Consider the following 20,057-nt stretch of genomic DNA (forward strand, 5'->3'; position numbering starts at 1 on the left):
TTTGCGCCGCGCCGCCCGCCCGGAGTCACGGGTGCGGCGGCAGCGTGCGCAAGAACGCATCTACGTCGGGATAACGCAAACGCACGCGCAGTTCGCGCTTGAGGCGCGTATTGGCGAGCCGTCTCGACTCCCGCATGAACGACAGCAAGACCGGCTCGAGTTCGCGCTCGGCCTCGGCGCGGCTCACGCGCGGGGCGCGCGCGAGGCCGAAGGCATCGGCCACGCGGTCGAAGTACTCGCCCATCTTCAGTTCGCTGTCGTCCGTCGCGTGGATCGTGCGCCCCGGGCGGCCGTGCGTCGCGAGGCGCAGGAGAATCGCCGCGAGGTCGTCTGCGTGGATGTGGCTCGTGTAGACGTCGTCGCTCGCTACGAGCGCTGGCGTGCGCTTTTCCAGCCGGGCGAGCGGGAGACGGTTTGCGGCATAAATGCCGGGAATGCGCGCGATCGTGGCGCTGAGCGCGCCGCGCGCCGTCGCGCGGCGCAGTTGCCGTTCGGCCGACACCCGGCGAATGGCGCGGGCGTTGGCGGGCTGCACCGTGCGTGTTTCGTCGATGCGCGCGCCGCCGCAATCCCCGTACACCCCCGTCGTGCTCGCGTAGACGAGCCTCGGGCGTTCGAGCCGCTTGCGCCGGGCGCCGGAAAACCGCCGGATGCGCTCGGGTACAATGACGGATGCTCCAAAGGCTGCGGCTTGGCCGACAGCGCTGCGGCGCATGCGGTCCACGAGGCAATGCAATGGGGGCCGCAAGGCGCGCGGCGCGGCGCCCGCCAGCGCAGGCCGCGACACCGCGCGACGCCGCACCGCCAGCGCCGCGATCAGGCGGCGCGTGCGCAGGTCGTCGTCGCCGGATTTTTGCGGTGGCGCGAGGTGCAGGACGGTGCGAGCCAGGCCCGCGATCCGCGCGAGACTCCTGCGGGAATCGAGGTCGCCGCGCACCGGCGTGGCTCCCGCGGCCCGTACGACGTCTGCGCGCTCGGCACGGCGCGCGAGCGCGAATACGCGCGCGCGGTCTGGCCGCTCGCGCAACTGGGTGACGCCGCGCAGGCCGACGTCGCCGCAACCGACAATCAGGATGCGCGCACGGCGCAAGGTTCGTGTGGCGATCATGGTGGAACCATTTTAGCGGCCCGGGCCTCGCGGCGAAGGCCGGCAAGAAAGCGCGGCAACTTACCCAAAGCGACCCGCGCCCGGAATCAACCCTCGGATACAGACTTACGCTTCCCTGAATATGGCTTTCAACGTAACGCTCAAGCAAAGCGGCCGGCAATTCCAGGTCGAGCCCGACGAACCCATTCTCAACGCGGCCCTGCGTCAGGGCATCGGCCTGCCGTATGGCTGCAAGAACGGCGCGTGCGGCTCGTGCAAGGGCACGGTCTGCCACGGCGAAGTCGAGCAGCGCGCCCACGCGGCTTCGGCGCTTTCCAATGACGAAAGAACGCGCGGCATGGCCCTCTTCTGCTGTGCGACGGCGCAAACCGACCTCGAAATCGACATCCGCGAAGTGGCGGGCGTGGGCGACGTGCAGGTGCGCAAGCTGCCTACCCGCATCGCCGCCATCGAGCGCCGCGCCGACGACGTCGTCGTCCTCAAGCTGCAACTGCCCGCCAACGAGCGCCTGCAGTATCTCGCCGGCCAGTACCTCGAATTCATCCTCAAGGACGGCACGCGCCGCAGCTACTCCATGGCGAGCGCGCCGCACGAGCAAGGCCCGATCGAGCTGCACATCCGCCACATGCCGGGCGGCAAGTTCACCGACCACGTCTTCTCGCAGATGAAGGAGCGCGACATCCTGCGCTTCGAAGCGCCGCTCGGCACCTTCTTCCTGCGCGAGGAATCCGATAAGCCCATCGTGCTGCTGGCCTCCGGCACCGGCTTCGCGCCGCTCAAGGCGATCGTCGAGCACGCGGTCCACAAGAACCTGAACCGCCCGATGACGCTCTACTGGGGCGCGCGCCAGAAGAAGGACCTGTACCTGATGGAACTCGCCGAACAATGGGCGAAGGAGATTCCGAACTTCCGCTTCGTGCCGGTGCTCTCCGAGCCCGCAGCCGGCGACGACTGGACCGGCCGCACGGGCTTCGTGCACCGCGCCGTGATCGAGGATCTGCCCAATCTTTCGGGCCACCAGGTCTATGCGTGCGGCGCGCCGGTGATGGTGGAGTCCGCGCAGCGCGACTTCACGCAGCACCACGGTCTGCCCGAAGAGGAGTTCTACGCGGACTCGTTCACGAGCGCCGCCGACCTCGCGAACGCCGTCTGAAGCTCGCCCGAGCGGGTCGTTGCGTGTGCAATGCATCGACCCGCCGGGCAGTCGTCACGAAAAATTCTTCGGCCGCCTGGAAAAATTCGGCACATTGATGGTTTACATCGCCATTCGGCTTGTCGTATTCTTGCGCCCATGAACTGCATCCTGTCCGCCCTCCGACGTCGCCGCTCGCCCCATCTTTAGGGCCTGGCTACTCGCGGACGCGCGTTGTACATCTCAACGCACAGCAAGTTCGAATCACGAAAGCCACGGCCAGTCCGTGGCTTTTTGTTTTTCCGCCGTATCTTCTTCAACCCTTGTGCAGCCCCAACGCGGAGCCCGTTGCCATGAATTATTCCGAATACCCGATCGAGTCGCTGATGTACATCACCAACCGGCCCGAAATCGTTTTCACGCATGGCAAGGGGTCGTGGCTCTACGACAACGAGGGCAAGCGATACCTGGACTTCATCCAGGGTTGGGCCGTCAACAGCCTCGGGCATTGCAACGACGGCATGATCGAGGCGCTGGAGCAGCAGTCGCGCCTGCTCATCAACCCGTCGCCGGCCTTCTACAACGAGCCGATGGCGAAGCTCGCGGGCCTGCTCACCGAGCACAGCTGCTTCGACAAGGTGTTCTTCGCCAACAGCGGCGCCGAAGCCAACGAAGGCGCGATCAAGCTCGCGCGCAAGTGGGGCAAGAAGCATCGTGACGGCGCCTACGAGATCATCACGTTCGACCACAGCTTCCACGGCCGCACGATCGCGACGATGTCGGCGAGCGGCAAGCCGGGCTGGGACACGATCTACGCACCGCAAGTGCCGGGCTTCCCGAAGGCCGATCTGAACGACATCGCCTCGGTCGAGAAGCTCATCACCGCGAAGACCGTCGCCGTGATGCTCGAGCCGATCCAGGGCGAAGGCGGCGTGATTCCCGCCACGCGCGAATTCATGCAGCAACTGCGCGCGCTCACGAAGAAGCACGGCATCCTGCTGATCGTCGACGAAGTGCAGAGCGGCTGCGGCCGTGCGGGCACCCTCTTCGCCTACGAACTCTCGGGCATCGAGCCGGACATCATGACGCTCGGCAAGGGCATCGGCGGCGGCGTGCCGCTCGCTGCACTGCTCGCGAAGAAGGAAATCTCCGTGTTCGAGGCGGGCGACCAGGGCGGCACGTACAACGGCAACCCGCTGATGACCGCCGTGGGCTATTCGGTGATCTCGCAACTGGTTGCGCCCGGCTTCCTCGAAGGCGTGCGTGAGCGCAGCGAGTATCTGCGCGAAAAGCTGCTCGAGCTTTCGGCCGAACGCGGCTTCCAGGGCGAGCGTGGCGAAGGCTTGCTGCGCGCGCTGCTGCTCGGCAAGGACATCGGGCCGGAGATCGTCGAGAAGGCGCGTCTCATGCAGCCGGACGGCCTGCTGCTCAACGCCGCGCGCCCGAACCTGCTGCGCTTCATGCCGGCGCTGAACGTGACGACGCAGGAAATCGACCAGATGATGGCGATGCTGCGCACGATCCTCGACTCGCTGTAATTCGAGGGGAGCACGAGCGATGTCCGTCACGATCCGCGTGTTCAGCGAAGCCGACACCGAAGCGGTGATCGCGCTCTGGCTGCAGGCGTTTCCCGAGTACAACGATGCGAGCCGGCCGCATCGCAATCCGCGTCTGTCGATCGCGAACAAGCTCGGCACCCAGCCGGAGCTGTTCTTCGTTGCGGTTCGCGACGGTGGCGACGTCGACGGCGCGCTCATCGGCACGGCCATGGCCGGTTACGACGGGCATCGCGGCTGGCTCTATTCGGTCGCCGTCGCGCCCGATGCGCGGCGCCACGGCCTCGGCACGCGGCTCGTGCGCCATGCGGAAAACGCGCTCGCCGCGCTGGGTTGCCTCAAGCTCAACCTTCAGGTGCTCACCGACAAAGCCGAGGTGCTCGCGTTCTACGAGCAGCTTGGCTATCGCACCGATGCTGTGGTGAGTCTCGGCAAGCGCCTCGCCGTGCAGGAGTCCGAAGCGCTCGTCTGAGCATCATTGGTCGACGCCATGAAAAAAGCCGCATGGGGTCGCACCCATGCGGCTTTTGTTTTGATGCGGCCGCGCGGACCGCAATGCCATGCAGCTTACTCGCCCAGGTACGCTGCGCGCACCTTCGGATCGTCGAGCATCTGCTTGGCCTCGCCTTCCATCGTCACGAGGCCCGAGTCCATCACGTAGCCGCGATTGGCCGCCTGCAGCGCGAGGCGCGCGTTCTGCTCCACGAGCAGCACCGTGATGCCTTCCGACGAGATCGTGCGCACCACTTCGAAGATCTTCTCCACCATGATCGGCGAGAGACCCATCGACGGCTCATCGAGCAGCAGAAGCTTCGGCTTGCTGATGATCGCGCGCGCCATGGCGAGCATCTGCTGCTCGCCGCCCGAGAGCGTGCCTGCGAGCTGCGTGGCACGTTCCTTCAGGCGCGGGAAGAAGCCGAACATACGCTCGACGTCCTTCTGGATGCCTTCGTTGTCGCTGCGCAGGTACGCGCCCATCTGCATGTTTTCGAGAATCGACATGCGCGCGAAGATGCCGCGGCCTTCCGGCACCATCGCGAGGCCACGCTTGAGCAGTTCATACGCGGGCACGCCCTTGATCGACTGGCCCATGTACTCGATGTCGCCAGCCGAGTACGGCTTCAGACCCGTGATGGCCTTCATCGTCGTGGTCTTGCCCGCGCCGTTCGCGCCGATCAGCGTGACGAGTTCGCCCTGGCGAACTTCCATGTCCACGCCCTTGACTGCCTGGATCCCGCCGTAGTTGACCTGCAGACCCTTGATTTTCAGAACCGATGTCGACATCAGTGAACCCCCGCACCCAGATATGCCTCGATCACCTTCGGGTCCTTCTGCACGTCTTGCGGCAGCCCTTCGGAGATCACCTTGCCATAGTCGAGCACTGTCATCCGGTTGCACAGGCCCATCACCAGTTTCACGTCGTGCTCGATCAGCAGGATGGTCTTGCCATCGGCGCGGATCTTGTCGAGCAGGCGCGTGAGTTCGACCTTCTCGGTCGCGTTCATGCCGGCTGCCGGCTCGTCGAGCGCGAGCAGCTTCGGATCGGTCGCGAGCGCACGCGCGATTTCCAGACGGCGCTGGTGGCCGTACGAGAGGTTGCGCGAGGTGTAGTCCGCGTATTGCGCGATGCCCACGTATTCGAGCAGCTCGATCGCACGCTCCTTGATCTCGCGCTCTTCCTGACGCTCCGAGGGAGTCTGGAACACGGCGCCGAGCAGGCCGTGCTTCGTGCGCACGTGGCGGCCGACCATCACGTTCTCGAGCGCGGTCATACCGCCGAACAGACGGATGTTCTGGAACGTACGCGCAATGCCGGCCTGCGCCACCTGATAAACGGCGGTCGGCGTATAAGCCGTGCCGTCGAGCTTGAATTCGCCCGAATCGGGCGTGTAGAGGCCGGTAATCACGTTGAAGAACGTCGTCTTGCCGGCGCCGTTCGGGCCGATCAGGCCGTAGATCGTGCCTTCCTCGATCTGCAGGCCGACGTCGGACAGCGCCTGCAGGCCGCCGAAGCGTTTGTTCACGCCCTTCACGGACAGGCGGATAGCTTTGTTGCTCATATTCTGTTCTCCCCGTTATGCGCGAACCGGCTTCTTGCTGGCACGCTTGGCGATCTTCGCGATCTTGTCTTCGTGCTTCGCCGCCGGCCACAGGCCTTCCGAGCGATACAGCATGATGACGACCATGGCGAGGCCGTAGAGCAGCTGACGAATGACTTCCGTATCGACGACTTCGTGACCGAACAGCATGTGCTGGAGCGGGCCCATCGTCGAGCGCAGGAACTCGGGGAAAATGGCGAGCAGCACGGCGCCGAGAATCACGCCGGGGATGTGGCCCATGCCGCCGAGCACCACGCAGGCGAGCACGACGACCGACTCCCAGAAGGTGAACGATTCCGGCGACACGAAGCCCTGGAACGCACCGAACATCGCGCCCGACAGGCCGCCGAACGACGCGCCCATCGCGAACGCGAGCAGCTTGACGTTACGGGTATTGATGCCCATGGCCTTGGCGGCGATTTCGTCTTCGCGGATCGCGGCCCATGCGCGGCCGATACGCGAGTGCTGCAGACGCGTACACACCCAGATCACGAGCAGCGCGCAGATCACGAACACGTAGTAGTACATGTAGACCGACGTGAACGTGAAGCCGAGGATCTCGTGCGGCTGCGCGAGATTGAAGCCGAACACCTGCAGCGGCGCGACGCCGGTAATGCCCTGCGGCCCGTTGGTGATGTTCACCGGACGGTCGAGGTTGTTCATGAAGATACGAACGATTTCCCCGAAGCCCAGCGTCACGATCGCGAGGTAGTCGCCGCGCAGGCGCAGCGTCGGCGCACCGAGCAGCACGCCGAACAGCGCGGCGAGCGCCATGGCGCACGGAATCACGATCCAGTACGGCGTATGCATGCCGCCCGGGAACATGTTGGCGATCCACGTGAACTGCGTGGTCAGGTGCGGCGAAGTCAGCAGCGCGGCGACGTAGGCGCCCACCGCGTAGAACGCGATGTAGCCCAGGTCCAGCAGGCCGGCGAAGCCCACCACCACGTTCAGGCCCAGCGCGAGCATCACGTACAGCATCGCGAAGTCGAGCACGCGCACCCAGTAGTTGCCGCCCGCGGCGCCCACCACGAAGGGAAGCGCTGCCACGACGATGGCCGTCACGATGCCGACCGTGAGGGTCTTCGTCATGTTCTTTTCGGGGATGAGCGTCGTCGACGGCTCGATCGGTTGAATTGAAGTCATGTTGTGTTACTCCCTCTTATGCGCGGTCCGCGACACGTTCGCCCAGCAGCCCCGACGGACGGAACACGAGCACGACGATCAGCACGATGAATGCGAAGACGTCCTGATAGTTACTGCCGAACACCCCGCCGGTCAGGTTGCCGATGTAGCCTGCGCCGAGCTGCTCGATCAGACCGAGCACCACGCCGCCGACCATCGCGCCGCCGAGGTTGCCGATACCGCCCAGCACCGCGGCCGTGAAGGCCTTCATGCCGGGGATAAAGCCCATGTAGAAGTGAGCGTTGCCGTATTCCGAGGCGATCATCACGCCGGCCAGCGCGGCGAGCGCCGAGCCGATCATGAACGTGGCCGAGATCACGAAGTTCGGGTTCACGCCCATCAGCGAAGCATTGTTCGGGTTCTCGGCGATGGCGCGCATGGCGCGGCCGAGCTTGGTCTTGTGCACGAGGAGCAGGAGGCCCGCCATCACGACGAACGCGACGACGATGATGACGATTTCCGTCATCGAGATCACGGCGCCGACACCGGTTTCAGTCGGCTTGATGACGTTGATCGGGTCGGTCGAGATGAGCTGGGGAAACGCGAGCGGATTGCGGCCCCAGATGATCATGGCGAGCGTCTGCAGCAGGATCGACACACCGATCGCGGTGATCAGCGGCGCGAGGCGCGGCGCGCGGCGCAGCGGTCGGTACGCGACCTTTTCGATCGTGTACCCGACGACCGCACACACGAGCGCGGCAACCGCGAGCGCAATGCACAGCGTGGGGATGTTCCCGAGGCCCGGGAAATGATTGTGGAGCACGTTGATCGCGGAGAGCGCGACCATGGCGCCCACCATGAGCACGTCGCCATGCGCGAAATTGATGATGCCCAGAATCCCGTACACCATGGTGTAGCCCAGTGCGATGATGGCATAGATGCTGCCAAGCACCAGCCCATTCAGGATCTGCTGGATGAAAATATCCATTTAATGCTCCTTAGCCCGTGCAACCGGATTCGCGCTCGTCATCGGCCGGTGGGCGATGTTTTACGGAACCGCAACGACACTTTCGGGTATTGAAGTAAAAACCGGTAACGGTTGGCCGCCCCGGTTCGCGTTGCCGCTGTGTTGCAGCGGCAGGCTCGCCAAAAGCGGATGCAAAAACGGCACCGTCGGATGGTTCGGTGCCGTCGGGTTCAATCAACTACGCGTCATATTCACGTTGGCGTATTCGCGGCGAGCCTTGCGGCCGGCAAACGCGAATGCGTCAAACGCCATGACTCCCACTCCCCGGCCGCCCGCGCACTGCGGGATCTCGGCTGCGAGACCCGTCGCACCCAGGCGGCGAACCGGCATGACAACGCCGATGCATGCAAAAGCAATCTGCATGCCAGAAATGATCGATGTTGTGCTCGTGCCCGTCTCGACATTGCGGCTAAGCCACGCATTGCGCGGCGCAACCGCATTTGCCGATGACGCGGCAAAAGCCGACTTGAATTGCATTAATCAGGTCTCCTGCGCCTTCCGAAATGCTTGTCTGATGGCCTTCGCATGGAATGTCCAGCCTTCAGAACGCGCGCATTGTAACGCCAATTATGCGACGGGCAATATTGTTGAACCGGCAGGGTTTTCCTGCATTGCAACCATATTTTTAGATAACCGCATGGGGTGGGTTGCACCACCGGTTGCGCCGCATTTTCGTGCACCAGTTGCACCAAAAATCGACGCGCTTCGCATCATGTGTTGCAGATAATGGCCGCAATGCCTTGTCGCGCGGGCATTGGATCAAATGAAGGGTATTTAAGGGAGAGCATAATAATGCCGCCCCGGCGCGGTGCATTCGTATCGAAAGGATGTCAATTGTCCCCTATATTATGGGGTCACACCACGTAATTCGGTCCCGCACTCTAGAGAAAACACTGATAAGAACACCCGCCGAATGTGAGGTTAACCTGCCTTTCCCCATCATACGACCCTTATTACTCGCGCGCAGTATGTGTTGCGGGCATAAAAAAACGCGCCACATGGGCGCGTTCGTGCGGAGTGCGGCAGGCGTCAGACGGGTTGACCGAGTCCGCGCGGCAACGGGAATGCAATGTTCTCCTCGATGCCTTCGAGCGCACGCACGTTGCGCGCACCAAGTTCGTGCAGGCGGCGAATGATTTCCTGCGCGAGCGCCTCGGGAGCCGACGCTCCAGCCGTCAGGCCGATCCGGCGCTTGCCGGCGAGCCACTGGGGGTCGATCTGCTCGGGCGCATCCACCATATAGGCAGGAATGCCGCGTTTCTCGGCCACTTCGCGCAACCGGTTCGAATTGGAGCTGTTCGGGCTGCCCACCACGATCACGACGTCGCACTGCGGCGCCATGAACTTGACGGCGTCCTGGCGATTCTGCGTGGCGTAGCAGATGTCCTGCTTCTTCGGCTCGCGAATGGCGGGAAAGCGCGCCTTGAGCGCCGCGATGATTTCCGCGGCGTCGTCCACCGAGAGCGTGGTTTGCGTGACGAATGCCACACGCTGCGGGTCGCGCAGCTTGAGCGCCTCGACATCGGCAATGTCTTCGACGAGATACATGCCCTCGGCCACCTGCCCCATGGTGCCTTCCACTTCCGGATGGCCCTTGTGCCCGATCATGACGATGTCGAGCCCTTCGTCGCGCATCTTCGCGACTTCCACGTGCACCTTCGTGACGAGCGGGCAGGTCGCGTCGTAGACACGCAGGCCGCGCGCCTCGGCGTCGGCGCGCACCGACTTGGAGACGCCGTGCGCGCTAAAGATCACCGTGTTGCCGGACGGGACCTCTTCGAGCTGCTCGATGAAGATCGCCCCCTTCTTGCGCAGGTCTTCGACGACATAGGCGTTGTGAACGATCTCGTGACGCACGTAGATCGGTGCGCCGTGGAGCTGGATGGCGCGCTCGACGATCTCGATGGCCCGATCGACGCCGGCGCAGAAGCCGCGCGGCTGGGCGAGCAGGATTTCCGCGTCGGCCAGTTCTGCGATGAGGGACGTGTCCGTGTTGGTCATGGGCTTTAAAGGATTCCGATGATTTGCACTTCGAACGCAACCGCCTGGCCTGCGAGCGGGTGGTTGAAATCGAACAGGGCGGAGGTCTCGTTCACTTCCTTGAGCACACCCGCGTAGCGCCCGCCGTTCGGGGCATTGAATTCGATCAGGTCGCCCGGGCTGAATTCCTCGCCGATCATGCCGTTCTCGCGCAGGGTCTTGAGCGAAACGCGCTGGATCAGGTCGGGGTTGCGCTGGCCGAATGCGACGCCGGGTTCTAGCTGAAAGGTCGAATGGTGACCCACCTTCAGGCCCTGCAAAATCTCTTCCAGCGGCGGCGCAAGCTGGCCGGCGCCCATCAGCAGAGTGGCGGGACGGTCGACAAAGGTATTGACGATTTCGGTGCCATCGGCGAGTGAAAGCCGGTAATTCAGCGTCACGTGGGAACCGGATTTCACTTCGGAGATGTCGATGATGCTCATGCGTAACTCATTTCGTCGTAACGCGCGCTTCGCGCGTGCGCGCCGCAGGGCGCCGGTCCGGCCTGCCTCGGGCGGCAGGAAAGCATCTATTGTAAGCCACTTGGCCGAGGCGGTCGCGGCACGATTGTGCACTGCCAACGCTCGCGCTCGCGCGCGCCGGGCATGCCTTATTTGTCTGTGGAGAATGCCATGACGGAACGCGCCTGCATCCTGGACACGGCGCCCGATGCCGTCGGCGGCGCCCTCCCCGCGCCGGCAGCGCCTGCGGTTTCGAGCCCCGAGAGCGCGGCGCCTGCGGCGCCACGCCGCGACATGCCTCGCGAGCGACTGCGCACGGCCGGCGCCAGCGCGCTTTCGGACGTAGAGCTGCTCGCGATTCTGCTCGGCTTCGGCTTGCCGGGCCACGATGTCTTCGAAGTCGCCCGCACGCTGCTGGCCCAATTCGGCTCGCTGCGCGCCATGCTCGATGCGCCGCCAGAAGAATTCGAGGCCCTGCGCGGTATCGGGCCCGCAAAAGCCGCGATGCTGCAAGCGGTGACGGAACTCGCTCGCCGGGCGCTTGCGCAAGCGCTCGACGACAAACCGCTCGTCGATTCACCCGGTGCGGTCGAAGACTACTTGCGCCTCCTGATCGGCGGGCGGCCGCACGAGGTGTTCGTTTGCCTCTTCCTGGATGCGCGCCATCGGCTGATCCGCCTGGAGGAAAGTTCGCGCGGATCACTCACTCGCATGGCGGTGTACCCGCGTGAAATCGTGCGGCGCGCGCTGACGCTCAATGCCGCGAGCCTGATCGTCGCCCATAATCACCCTTCGGGCGCGGTACAGCCGAGCGCGAGCGACCGGCGCCTCACACGGGTGTTGCGGGAGACGCTGGCACTCGTGGAGGTTCAACTCATCGATCACCTGGTCATCGGCACCCGGGACACGTTTTCCTTCGCGCGCCATGGCTGGAGCTGAGGCGACACAGCGCCAGACGCGGCGGCACAGAACAATTGTGCAAATCGGGTTTGATCTCCCAGGCTTTTTTCTGCTAGAATCATAGTTTGCCTATTTCCAACCCTGTTCCGAAGCCCATCGAGGCGTTCCAGGGGAAATATGGCCTGGGTTCGAGGTTGTCTCTCATCCATACGTGAGCGCGCTCTTATTCCGGCCATTTCTCGCCTGGGAAACCTAAGCGGCTCTCGAACTCAGAATTTCCGTAGGAGTGTCTCATGGCACGTGTATGCCAAGTCACTGGGAAAGCGCCGATGAGCGGCAACAACGTTTCCCACGCTAACAACAAAACCAAGCGCCGTTTCCTCCCGAATCTGCAAAACCGCCGTTTCTGGGTTGAAAGCGAAAACCGTTGGGTGCGTCTGCGCATCTCGAACGCAGGCCTGCGCCTGATCGACAAGAACGGCATCGATTCCGTGCTCGCAGACCTGCGTGCACGCGGCGAACTGTAAGGAGTAAATCATGGCCAAGGGCGTCCGCGACAAGATCAAGCTGGAATCGACCGCAGGTACGGGTCACTTCTACACGACCACGAAGAACAAGCGCAACATGCCGGAAAAAATGTCGATCAAGAAGTTCGACCCGGTTGTTCGCAAGCACGTCGAGTACAAGGAAACCAAGATCAAGTAATTGATCGGGTTTCGAGCCTGACGAAGACGGAAAAACCCCGCTTTTTAGCGGGGTTTTTCTTTTGGCTCGCCCGCCCCGCCTCGGTTCGCGCCCGGCAACGGTGTTTTAACGGCAGCGCCCAAACTGGCGCTATCCGTTCGCTCCTCTCTCGGAGTATGCTTCCCGCTTTATACCGGCTGCCACACGCGTGTCATATGGCATCACAGCGGGCATCACAGCGGGCATGACAGCGCAGCCCCGCGGCAAATGCGGCGGCCGGAAAGCGCAGAACAAGAGAGACGGAGAAGCAGGATCATGAATTTCGATGTAGCGATCGTCGGCAGCGGCCTCGCAGGACTGAGCGTCGCGCTGAATCTCGCCGGTTCGCGCCGCGTCGTGATCATCGCCAAGCGCGCGATGACCGAAGGCGCGAGCGACCGCGCGCAAGGCGGCATTGCCGCCGTGCTCGATTCGGCCGACAGCGTGGAGAACCACGTGGACGATACGCTCGTCGCCGGCGGCGGCCTGTGCGACGAGGCAGCCACGCGCTACATCGTCGAGCATGGCCGCGAGGCCATCGAATGGCTGATCGCCCAGGACGTCCCGTTCACGAAGGACGCCGCCGCCGAACTCGGCTTTCACCTCACGCGCGAAGGCGGCCACAGCCATCGCCGCATCATCCACGCCGCCGACGCCACCGGCCACGCAGTCGTGCAAACGCTGCTCGAGCGTGCGCGCTCGCACCCGAACATCACGATCCTCGAAGACCATCAGGCGATCGACGTCATCACGTCCGACCGGCTGGGCCTGCCTGGCCGTCGTTGTCACGGCCTCTATGCGCTCGATCTGAAGAATGACCGCACGGTGACGATCCAGGCGCCGCACACGGTGCTCGCCACGGGCGGCGCCGGCAAGGTCTACCTGTACACGACGAACCCCGACACGGCCACCGGCGACGGCATCGCCATGGCGTGGCGCGCCGGCTGCCGGGTGGCGAACATGGAGTTCATCCAGTTCCACCCCACCTGCCTGTTCCACCCGCACGCCAAGTCGTTCCTGATTTCGGAAGCCGTGCGCGGCGAAGGCGGCGTGCTGCGCCTGCCCGACGGCACCCGCTTCATGCCCTCGCACGACGCGCGCGCCGAACTGGCCCCGCGTGACATCGTCGCCCGCGCGATCGACTTCGAGATCAAGAAACACGGCATCGACTGCGTGCATCTCGACATCAGCCATCAGCCGCCGGCATTTCTCGAAGAACATTTCCCGACCATCCTCGCGCGCTGCCGCGAGTTCGGCATCGACATCACGAAGGCGCCGATTCCCGTGGTACCCGCCGCGCACTACACCTGCGGCGGCGTCGTCACCGACCTGGCTGGGCGCACCGACCTCGCGGGCCTCTACGCCGTGGGCGAGACCTCGTACACGGGCCTGCACGGCGCGAACCGCCTCGCAAGCAACTCGCTGCTCGAGTGCCTCGTGATCGGCCGCTCGGCAGCCGAGGCGATCGAGGCGGAAGGCTTCAGCGCGGGAGCGCATGCGCCGCTGCCCGACTGGGACGAAAGCCGCGTCTCCGATTCCGACGAGGAAGTCGTCGTCGCCCACAACTGGGACGAGCTGCGCCGGCTGATGTGGAATTACGTCGGCATCGTGCGCACCGACAAACGGCTCGAGCGCGCGCAACATCGCCTCGCCCTGCTGCGCGACGAAATTCTCGAGTACTACGCGAATTTCCGCGTCACGCGCGACCTGCTGGAATTGCGCAACCTCGTCGAAGTCGCTTCGCTGATCGTGGAAAGTGCGCGCTCGCGCCGCGAGAGCCGTGGCCTGCACTACAGCCGCGACTGGCCGAACTCGCTGCCCAAGGCGCTGCCGACCGTGCTCGCGCCGGAGCGCGTACGCAATCGCACGGTTTCATGAGTCGAGCGAACTGAAAGCGCCGCAAAAAACAAAGGCCGCCTCAATCGCGAGGCGGCCTTTTTCCTTCTGGTCCCGCTCAGCGAACTCGCGGCTTCAGACAATACGCATCGAAAAGTCCGTCGCGCGCACGTCCTTTGTGAGCGCGCCAATCGATACGCGGTCCACGCCCGTTTCCGCGATCGCGCGCACCGTGTCGAAACTCACGCCGCCCGAGACTTCGAGCACCGCACGCCCCGCCGTGAGCTTCACCGCGTCGCGCATCATGTCGGACGAGAAGTTGTCGAGCAGCACCGACTTCGCGCCGTGCGCGAGCGCCGTGTCGAGCTGTTCGAGCGTCTCCACTTCGATCTGGATCGGCACGCCCGCATCGAGCGCGAGCGCGGCGTCCATCGCCGCGCCCACGCCACCTGCCGCAGCAATGTGGTTTTCCTTGATCAGGATGCCGTCGTAAAGCGCGAGACGCTGGTTGACGCCACCGCCCACGCGCACTGCGTACTTCTGCGCGAGGCGCAGGCCGGGCATCGTCTTGCGCGTGTCCAGAATGCGCGTGCGGGTGTGCGCGATCATCTCGACGTAGCGGCGCGTCACGCTAGCCACGCCCGAAAGCAGCTGCAGGAAGTTCATTGCGTTGCGCTCGGCCGTGAGCAGCGAGCGCGCCGGGCCGCGCAGCGAGCAGACGGTCGTATCGGCGGCCATGCGCTCGCCTTCGCGATAGTGCCAACGGACTTCGATGCGCGGATCGACCTGCTTCACCACGCCGTCGAACCAGAGCACGCCGCACAGCACCGCTTCTTCGCGCACGATGATGCGCGCGTCGCGCATTTCGTCGGCGGGCACGAGGCGGCCGGTCTGGTCGCCGGGGCCCACGTCTTCTGCGAGCGCGTCGGCCACGTTGCGTGCGATCGCGGCGTCGAACGCCGCGCCGTACTGCGAGCGCACTTCATCGAGCACGGGCGAAACGGCATCGACTGCGAGCAATTCGAGTGCGCCCATTTACGCCGCCCCCACTTGCGAGAACAGCGCGGTGTCGTGCGCGAGGTCGCCGCTTGCCTGCACGCGGCGCTTGTGCTCGGCCGCGAACGCCAGCATGCGATCGATCGGCAGACGCGCGCGCTCACCGATCGCGCTGTCGACGTGGATCTCGTTGTGACCGCGCTCCAGCACGTCGACGAGATTCGTCAGACCGTTCATGGCCATCCACGGGCAATGCGCGCAGCTCTTGCAGGTGGCGCTGTTGCCGGCCGTGGGCGCTTCGATGAAGGTCTTGCCCGGCGCCGCGAGGCGCATCTTGTGCAGAATGCCGAGATCGGTCGCGACGATGAAGCGTTGCGCGTCGAGCTTCACAGCGGCGTCGATCAGCTGCGTGGTCGAGCCGACCACATCCGCGAGCGCAACCACGCTCTCGGGCGATTCGGGGTGGACCAGAATCCTGGCGTCCGGATATTCGGCGCGCAGCAGATCGAGCTCGATGCCCTTGAACTCGTCGTGCACGAGGCAGGAGCCTTGCCACAGCAGCATGTCGGCGCCGGTCTTCTTCTGGATGTAGCTGCCCAGGTGCCGGTCCGGCGCCCACAGAATCTTTTCGCCCTTCGCGTGCAGGTCGGCGACGATCTCGAGACCGATGGACGACGTGACCATCCAGTCCGCGCGCGCCTTCACGGCCGCGCTCGTATTCGCATAGACGACCACGGTGCGGTCCGGATGCTCGTCGCAGAACGCCGAGAATTCGTCGATGGGGCAGCCGAGGTCGAGCGAGCAGGTCGCGTCGAGGTCGGGCATGAGAATCCGCTTGTTCGGACTCAGAATCTTCGCGGTCTCGCCCATGAAGCGCACGCCGGCCACGACGAGCGTCTGCGCCTCGTGGTCGCGGCCGAAACGCGCCATCTCGAGCGAATCGGCCACGCAGCCACCGGTTTCGTCGGCGAGCTCCTGCAACTCAGGATCCACATAATAGTGCGCGACAAGCACTGCCTTCTCGCGCTTGAGCAACGCGCGAATCCGCTCCTTCAACGCAACGCGCTCTGCCGCGGACGGCGCATCGGGCACACGCGCCCAAGCCTGTCCAACGCTGCAGACGGCACCCTGCGGCCGGTCATATTCGACCTTCCTGATCGCCTGACTCATCATCTCCTGCCCCTACCGATCGCCGCGCCATGAAGCCATTGTGGGGACTCCGGCTTTTTTGCGGCCCAAAAAGAAAAACCCCGCCAGCGCGGGGTTTTGTGACGTCTCGTCATTCTAAAGGATTTTCCTGCGCCCCACTGAGGGGCCGAAATCCGCTCGGGACGATCGAGCCGATGATCAGGCGTAACGGCGCAGGCGCGAAGCGAATTCCTGCAGCGCCTTGATACCGCTTTGTTCAGCGCGATGGCACCAATCCTGAAGCTGCGTGAGCAGTTGTTCGCGCGAGGCGCTCGAACGCTCCCAGATTGCCGCGAGTTCGTTGCGCAGTTCGATGAACGTGCGCAGCTTCTGGCTGTTCGCGAAGATTTGCGGCAGCTGGCGCTTTTGCGGTTCGTTCAGGCTGGCTTCTTCCTTGTCGAACCACTTGCGCGCGCCGCGCATGACCTTGTACTTCTCGCGTTCGCCCACTTCCTTCAGGTGCGCCAGTTCCTGGCGATAGGCCTGCTTCACGGCCTTCGCGTAGCTCGCCATGACTTCATAGCGGTTCGAGAGCACGGCCTGCAGCGTTTCGTGATCGGCCACGAGCTTGCCCTTGGCGAGACGCGGGGTAGGCGCGACCTTCTTCACCTTGGCGAGACCAACGGCCTGCATCATGCGGATGTACATCCAGCCGATGTCGAACTCGTACCACTTGTTCGACAGCTTCGCGGAAGTCGCGAACGTGTGGTGGTTGTTGTGCAGCTCCTCGCCGCCGATGATGATGCCGAACGGCAGAAGGTTCGTGCTCGCGTCGGACGAATTGAAGTTCCGGTAGCCCCAGAAGTGGCCGAGGCCATTCACGACACCCGCGGCCCAGAACGGAATCCACGCCATCTGCACGGCCCACACGGTGAGGCCGACCGCGCCGAACAGCGCGACGTCGATCACCATCATGATGCTCACGCCGAGAATGGGGTAGCGCGTGTAGACGTTGCGCTCCATCCAGTCGTTGGGCGTACCGTGGCTGAAGCGGCGCAGCGTTTCTTCGTTTTTCGCTTCGGCGCGATACAGTTCGGCGCCTTCGAGCAGTACCTTCCAGATGCCGCGCGTTTGCGGGCTGTGCGGATCTTCTTCCGTTTCGCACTTGGCGTGGTGCTTGCGATGGATTGCGGCCCACTGGCCCGTGAGCATGCCCGTGGTCATCCACAGCCAGAAGCGGAAGAAGTGGCTCGCGATGGGGTGCAGATCCAGCGCGCGGTGCGCCTGGCAGCGGTGCAGGTACACCGTCACGCCGATGATCGTGATGTGGGTGACCACCGCCGCGAACAGCACGATCTGCCACCACGAGAAATGGAGCACCCCGTGGGCGAGGAAATCAAGCAGGGAGTTCAACAAGGCATTTACCTGTGAAGCGAAGCGCGTCGGCCTTTCGGCCAGGCGCCGGTGTCAAGAAAGTGAAAGCGACTAGATGCGATTGGACGGCATTCTACTAGAACCGTTCCAAGTGTTTGTAACAAAGGGAGATTTTTTTCTTTATTGGTTACGGCGTCAACGTCTGAAGTGCGTTTCGAGGCGCTTTGCCGCACCTCAACTGGCACTTTCCATGATATCTGACCCCATCTAATCTTTCACCGCGATCCCATGTGTCGCGCGCTCTACTGAGAATGCTAGTTCGAGCTGCACGGCATCGCCTGCTTATTCGATGCAGCATGCCAGCGCGACTGTCGCGGACCATCCGGCTTCTCCCGCCGGACGGTCCCGCAAACGTCGTACCTGCGCCGCTTACTCCAGCGCGGCGTCCGGCTCGGCCGCTTCGCTTTCCTGCGCCTTCGCGATCGCGTCGGACGCCTCTTGTTCCGCGGCAGCTTCTTCAGGCGTGGTCTGCGCGCCGGCGGCCCTGGTCTTCGGCTTCGCTTCGCCGCGACGCTCCAGCACGGCGGCAAAGAAGCCGTCGGTGGCGTGGCGGTGCGGCCACAGCGAGAGGTAGTCGCCGGTATCGAGGCCCACACGCTGCTCGGCCAACACGTCGCGCGCACTCACCAGCACGAACTCGGGGTGCGCCTCGAGGAACTGCTTCACGACCGCTTCGTTCTCGGCTTCGAGAATGCTGCAGGTCGCGTAGACGAGACGGCCGCCGCGCTTGAGCAGGCGCGCCGCGCTCGTAAGAATCGAAAGCTGCTTGGGCGCGAGCTCGGCCACCGACTCCGGCGACTGGCGCCACTTGAGGTCGGGGTTGCGGCGCAGCGTCCCGAGGCCCGAGCACGGGGCATCCACGAGCACGCGGTCGATCTTGCCGATCAGCCGCTTGATCTTGGCGTCGTGCTCGCTGTCGATCAGCACGGGATTGACGTTCGACAGGCCGCTGCGCGCGAGGCGCGGCTTGAGCTTGGCGAGGCGCCGGTCGGACACGTCGAAGGCGTAGAGACGGCCGGTCGAGCGCATCATCGCGCCGAGCGCCAGCGTCTTGCCGCCCGCGCCCGCGCAGAAGTCCACGACCATCTCGCCGCGGCGCGGCGCCAGCAGCGTGCACAGCAGCTGGCTGCCCTCGTCCTGCACCTCGAACCAGCCGTTCTTGAACGTGTCGAGTTTCGCGAGCGCGGGCTTGCCCGTCACGCGCACGCCGAACGGCGCGAACGGCGTTTCCCCGCCTTCGATGCCCGACTCGGACAGCGCGCGGATCAGCTCCTCGCGACTCGCCTTGATGGGATTGGCCCGCAGATCGAGCGGCGCCGGATAGTTGAGCGCGGCGGCCAGTTGCGCGAGTTCGGTGGGCTCAAAGCGCGTTTCCAGCGCCTTCATGATCCACTCCGGCAGATTCAGCTGCACGCGCAGCGGCAGGCTCGCCGGGTCGATCTTCGCGACGTGCTCGAGCCAGGTCGCCTCGGCGTCCGATACGAAGGGCCGGATCGCCGAGCGGCCCGCCGTCGCCATGAGGCCGAGCAGCGTGAGGCGGCGCGTCGGGCTGCCCGTGCCGCTTTCGGCCAGGTGCGCGAACTCCATGCGCCGGCGCAGCACCGCGAACACGGCTTCGGCGATCACACCGCGCTCGGCGTGGCCGAGCTTCGGATGCTCGCGGAAGAAGCGGCTCGTCACGGCGTCGGCCGGGCCCGTAAATTTGAGGACGTCGGCGAGCAACGTTTCGGTCTGTCCAATCAGAAATCCATGCAGTCTCATGCGCCCTCCCCGGCGGCTTGCGAGTCGTCAAAGAAGAGCCACTGTGGCTCGGCCGGCGTGAGCGTCACGCGTTCGCCGTCGAGCGCGAGGCGCCCTTCGACGAACCAGCGCACCGCGCGCGGATACATCAGATGTTCGGTCTTGAGCACGCGCGCGGCGAGTGCCGCGGCGTCGTCTCCCGCGCGCACCGGAATTACCGACTGTGCGACGATCGGACCATGATCGAGCGTAGGCGTGACGAAATGCACCGTCGCGCCGTGCACGCGGCAGCCGGCGTCGAGCGCCTGCTGGTGCGTCTTGAGGCCCGGAAACATCGGCAGCAGCGAGGGATGGATATTGAGCATCCGACCCGCATAATGGCCGACGAACGATTCGGTAAGCACGCGCATGAAGCCCGCCAGCACGACGAGGTCCGGCGCGTAGCCGTCGATGACTTGAGCGAGCGCCGTGTCGAAGCTGGCGCGATCGGGAAACTGGCGGTGATCGACGACCGCCGTGGCAATGCCGTTCGAAGCCGCGAACGCGAGGCCCGCAGCGTCAGGACGGTTGGCAATCACGGCGGCGATGCGCGCGCCCCAAGCTTCCTGCGCGCAAGCGCGCACGATGGCTTCCATGTTGCTGCCCCGCCCCGAAATCAGGATGACGAGATTTTTCATCCGCGGATTTTATCATCGGGGGGCCGGCTCAACGCTCGTGCGGCGGCGATCGTCGCCTCGTGCGTTTATAATCTTCTGTTTCGTCGCGGTCCTTGG

At 64.4% G+C, this 20,057-nt stretch carries 20 protein-coding genes; 8 read left to right on the forward strand and 12 right to left on the reverse strand.

Features of this window, described 5'->3' with window-relative positions; all coding sequences use genetic code 11:
• Window positions 1–25: 25 nt before the first annotated feature.
• Window positions 26–1,108: an NAD-dependent epimerase/dehydratase family protein gene (locus BFD71_RS08145; protein WP_069262742.1), complete on the reverse strand. Its 1,083-nt coding sequence runs from the start codon at window positions 1,106–1,108 to the stop codon at window positions 26–28.
• A 121-nt stretch (window positions 1,109–1,229) separates the two neighbouring features.
• Between BFD71_RS08145 and BFD71_RS08150 the strand changes: the two genes are divergently transcribed.
• The 3 genes from BFD71_RS08150 to BFD71_RS08160 all read left to right on the forward strand — a co-directional run bounded on the left by BFD71_RS08150 (window position 1,230) and on the right by BFD71_RS08160 (window position 4,268).
• A complete protein-coding gene (locus BFD71_RS08150) occupies window positions 1,230–2,261 on the forward strand; it encodes a CDP-6-deoxy-delta-3,4-glucoseen reductase (RefSeq protein ID WP_069262743.1) in 1,032 nt (343 codons plus the stop codon).
• Between the two features lie 332 nt (window positions 2,262–2,593).
• Window positions 2,594–3,778, forward strand: coding sequence for an acetylornithine transaminase (locus BFD71_RS08155; RefSeq protein WP_069262744.1), 1,185 nt, complete (start codon window positions 2,594–2,596; stop codon window positions 3,776–3,778).
• A 19-nt stretch (window positions 3,779–3,797) separates the two neighbouring features.
• Entirely contained in the window at window positions 3,798–4,268 is a 471-nt protein-coding gene (locus BFD71_RS08160) for a GNAT family acetyltransferase (protein WP_069262745.1), read from the forward strand.
• Window positions 4,269–4,363: 95 nt separating this feature from the next.
• Here BFD71_RS08160 and BFD71_RS08165 read toward each other — a convergent pair whose 3' ends face one another.
• From BFD71_RS08165 to BFD71_RS08180, 4 genes are read right to left on the reverse strand one after another with little or no spacing between them, the layout of a single operon-like run.
• Window positions 4,364–5,080 carry an ABC transporter ATP-binding protein gene (locus BFD71_RS08165; RefSeq protein WP_069262746.1) on the reverse strand — a complete coding sequence of 239 codons (717 nt, stop codon included), beginning with the start codon at window positions 5,078–5,080 and terminating at the stop codon, window positions 4,364–4,366.
• A complete protein-coding gene (locus BFD71_RS08170) occupies window positions 5,080–5,856 on the reverse strand; it encodes an ABC transporter ATP-binding protein (protein WP_069262747.1) in 777 nt (258 codons plus the stop codon). The genes BFD71_RS08165 and BFD71_RS08170 overlap by 1 nt, the downstream gene beginning before the upstream one ends.
• Before the next feature lie 15 nt (window positions 5,857–5,871).
• Complete coding sequence (locus tag BFD71_RS08175) at window positions 5,872–7,041, reverse strand: ABC transporter permease subunit (RefSeq protein WP_069262748.1); 1,170 nt, start codon at window positions 7,039–7,041, stop codon at window positions 5,872–5,874.
• 16 nt (window positions 7,042–7,057) lie between these two features.
• Window positions 7,058–8,008, reverse strand: coding sequence for a branched-chain amino acid ABC transporter permease (locus BFD71_RS08180; RefSeq protein WP_069262749.1), 951 nt, complete (start codon window positions 8,006–8,008; stop codon window positions 7,058–7,060).
• A gap of 367 nt (window positions 8,009–8,375) precedes the next feature.
• Between BFD71_RS08180 and BFD71_RS40360 the strand changes: the two genes are divergently transcribed.
• A complete protein-coding gene (locus tag BFD71_RS40360; RefSeq protein ID WP_141710598.1) occupies window positions 8,376–8,774 on the forward strand; it encodes a hypothetical protein in 399 nt (132 codons plus the stop codon).
• 302 nt (window positions 8,775–9,076) lie between these two features.
• Here the strand turns inward: BFD71_RS40360 and ispH are convergent, their stop codons facing one another.
• Both ispH and BFD71_RS08195 read right to left on the reverse strand, forming a co-directional pair.
• Window positions 9,077–10,048, reverse strand: a complete 972-nt coding sequence (gene ispH / locus BFD71_RS08190) for a 4-hydroxy-3-methylbut-2-enyl diphosphate reductase (protein WP_042271909.1) — start codon at window positions 10,046–10,048, stop codon at window positions 9,077–9,079.
• 5 nt (window positions 10,049–10,053) lie between these two features.
• Window positions 10,054–10,509, reverse strand: a complete 456-nt coding sequence (locus BFD71_RS08195) for an FKBP-type peptidyl-prolyl cis-trans isomerase (protein ID WP_028205261.1) — start codon at window positions 10,507–10,509, stop codon at window positions 10,054–10,056.
• A gap of 189 nt (window positions 10,510–10,698) precedes the next feature.
• On the opposite strand from BFD71_RS08195, the gene radC reads away from it, so the two are divergent.
• The 4 genes from radC to nadB all read left to right on the forward strand — a co-directional run bounded on the left by radC (window position 10,699) and on the right by nadB (window position 14,028).
• Entirely contained in the window at window positions 10,699–11,466 is a 768-nt protein-coding gene (radC, locus tag BFD71_RS08200; protein WP_069262751.1) for a RadC family protein, read from the forward strand.
• A gap of 254 nt (window positions 11,467–11,720) precedes the next feature.
• A complete protein-coding gene (gene rpmB / locus BFD71_RS08205) occupies window positions 11,721–11,954 on the forward strand; it encodes a 50S ribosomal protein L28 (RefSeq protein ID WP_027794135.1) in 234 nt (77 codons plus the stop codon).
• 10 nt (window positions 11,955–11,964) lie between these two features.
• Window positions 11,965–12,132, forward strand: a complete 168-nt coding sequence (gene rpmG / locus BFD71_RS08210; RefSeq protein WP_027794136.1) for a 50S ribosomal protein L33 — start codon at window positions 11,965–11,967, stop codon at window positions 12,130–12,132.
• 294 nt (window positions 12,133–12,426) lie between these two features.
• The gene (gene nadB / locus BFD71_RS08215) at window positions 12,427–14,028 is read left to right on the forward strand and encodes an L-aspartate oxidase (protein WP_069262752.1); all 1,602 of its coding nucleotides are present in this window, start codon (window positions 12,427–12,429) and stop codon (window positions 14,026–14,028) included.
• A gap of 93 nt (window positions 14,029–14,121) precedes the next feature.
• Here the strand turns inward: nadB and nadC are convergent, their stop codons facing one another.
• From nadC to purN, 5 genes are all read right to left on the reverse strand, one after another.
• Window positions 14,122–15,021 (reverse strand): carboxylating nicotinate-nucleotide diphosphorylase, encoded by a 900-nt coding sequence (gene nadC, locus BFD71_RS08220; RefSeq protein WP_069262753.1) that lies wholly within the window; start codon window positions 15,019–15,021, stop codon window positions 14,122–14,124.
• Complete coding sequence (gene nadA, locus BFD71_RS08225; RefSeq protein ID WP_069262955.1) at window positions 15,022–16,152, reverse strand: quinolinate synthase NadA; 1,131 nt, start codon at window positions 16,150–16,152, stop codon at window positions 15,022–15,024. It abuts the gene before it with no gap.
• 177 nt (window positions 16,153–16,329) lie between these two features.
• Window positions 16,330–17,526 (reverse strand): DesA family fatty acid desaturase, encoded by a 1,197-nt coding sequence (locus BFD71_RS08230; RefSeq protein WP_069262754.1) that lies wholly within the window; start codon window positions 17,524–17,526, stop codon window positions 16,330–16,332.
• Between the two features lie 387 nt (window positions 17,527–17,913).
• Window positions 17,914–19,305, reverse strand: coding sequence for an RsmB/NOP family class I SAM-dependent RNA methyltransferase (locus tag BFD71_RS08235; RefSeq protein WP_069262755.1), 1,392 nt, complete (start codon window positions 19,303–19,305; stop codon window positions 17,914–17,916).
• Window positions 19,302–19,961 (reverse strand): phosphoribosylglycinamide formyltransferase, encoded by a 660-nt coding sequence (gene purN / locus BFD71_RS08240; protein ID WP_069262756.1) that lies wholly within the window; start codon window positions 19,959–19,961, stop codon window positions 19,302–19,304. Before purN ends, BFD71_RS08235 begins: the two co-directional genes overlap by 4 nt.
• Window positions 19,962–20,057 lie beyond the last annotated feature (96 nt).

Origin of the sequence: Paraburkholderia nodosa, from assembly GCF_001718195.1 — a bacterium.
In the GTDB taxonomy this organism is placed as follows: Bacteria; Pseudomonadota; Gammaproteobacteria; order Burkholderiales; family Burkholderiaceae; genus Paraburkholderia; species Paraburkholderia nodosa_A.

What these genes read in the sequence shown, in the direction of transcription:
- BFD71_RS08145 (WP_069262742.1), bottom strand. Translation starts at nt 1,108, where the DNA reads ATGATCGCCACACGAACCTTGCGCCGTGCGCGCATCCTGATTGTCGGT.
- BFD71_RS08150 (WP_069262743.1), top strand. Translation starts at nt 1,230, where the DNA reads ATGGCTTTCAACGTAACGCTCAAGCAAAGCGGCCGGCAATTCCAGGTC.
- BFD71_RS08155 (WP_069262744.1), top strand. Translation starts at nt 2,594, where the DNA reads ATGAATTATTCCGAATACCCGATCGAGTCGCTGATGTACATCACCAAC.
- BFD71_RS08160 (WP_069262745.1), top strand. Translation starts at nt 3,798, where the DNA reads ATGTCCGTCACGATCCGCGTGTTCAGCGAAGCCGACACCGAAGCGGTG.
- BFD71_RS08165 (WP_069262746.1), bottom strand. Translation starts at nt 5,080, where the DNA reads ATGTCGACATCGGTTCTGAAAATCAAGGGTCTGCAGGTCAACTACGGC.
- BFD71_RS08170 (WP_069262747.1), bottom strand. Translation starts at nt 5,856, where the DNA reads ATGAGCAACAAAGCTATCCGCCTGTCCGTGAAGGGCGTGAACAAACGC.
- BFD71_RS08175 (WP_069262748.1), bottom strand. Translation starts at nt 7,041, where the DNA reads ATGACTTCAATTCAACCGATCGAGCCGTCGACGACGCTCATCCCCGAA.
- BFD71_RS08180 (WP_069262749.1), bottom strand. Translation starts at nt 8,008, where the DNA reads ATGGATATTTTCATCCAGCAGATCCTGAATGGGCTGGTGCTTGGCAGC.
- BFD71_RS40360 (WP_141710598.1), top strand. Translation starts at nt 8,376, where the DNA reads ATGACAACGCCGATGCATGCAAAAGCAATCTGCATGCCAGAAATGATC.
- ispH (WP_042271909.1), bottom strand. Translation starts at nt 10,048, where the DNA reads ATGACCAACACGGACACGTCCCTCATCGCAGAACTGGCCGACGCGGAA.
- BFD71_RS08195 (WP_028205261.1), bottom strand. Translation starts at nt 10,509, where the DNA reads ATGAGCATCATCGACATCTCCGAAGTGAAATCCGGTTCCCACGTGACG.
- radC (WP_069262751.1), top strand. Translation starts at nt 10,699, where the DNA reads ATGACGGAACGCGCCTGCATCCTGGACACGGCGCCCGATGCCGTCGGC.
- rpmB (WP_027794135.1), top strand. Translation starts at nt 11,721, where the DNA reads ATGGCACGTGTATGCCAAGTCACTGGGAAAGCGCCGATGAGCGGCAAC.
- rpmG (WP_027794136.1), top strand. Translation starts at nt 11,965, where the DNA reads ATGGCCAAGGGCGTCCGCGACAAGATCAAGCTGGAATCGACCGCAGGT.
- nadB (WP_069262752.1), top strand. Translation starts at nt 12,427, where the DNA reads ATGAATTTCGATGTAGCGATCGTCGGCAGCGGCCTCGCAGGACTGAGC.
- nadC (WP_069262753.1), bottom strand. Translation starts at nt 15,021, where the DNA reads ATGGGCGCACTCGAATTGCTCGCAGTCGATGCCGTTTCGCCCGTGCTC.
- nadA (WP_069262955.1), bottom strand. Translation starts at nt 16,152, where the DNA reads ATGAGTCAGGCGATCAGGAAGGTCGAATATGACCGGCCGCAGGGTGCC.
- BFD71_RS08235 (WP_069262755.1), bottom strand. Translation starts at nt 19,305, where the DNA reads ATGAGACTGCATGGATTTCTGATTGGACAGACCGAAACGTTGCTCGCC.
- purN (WP_069262756.1), bottom strand. Translation starts at nt 19,961, where the DNA reads ATGAAAAATCTCGTCATCCTGATTTCGGGGCGGGGCAGCAACATGGAA.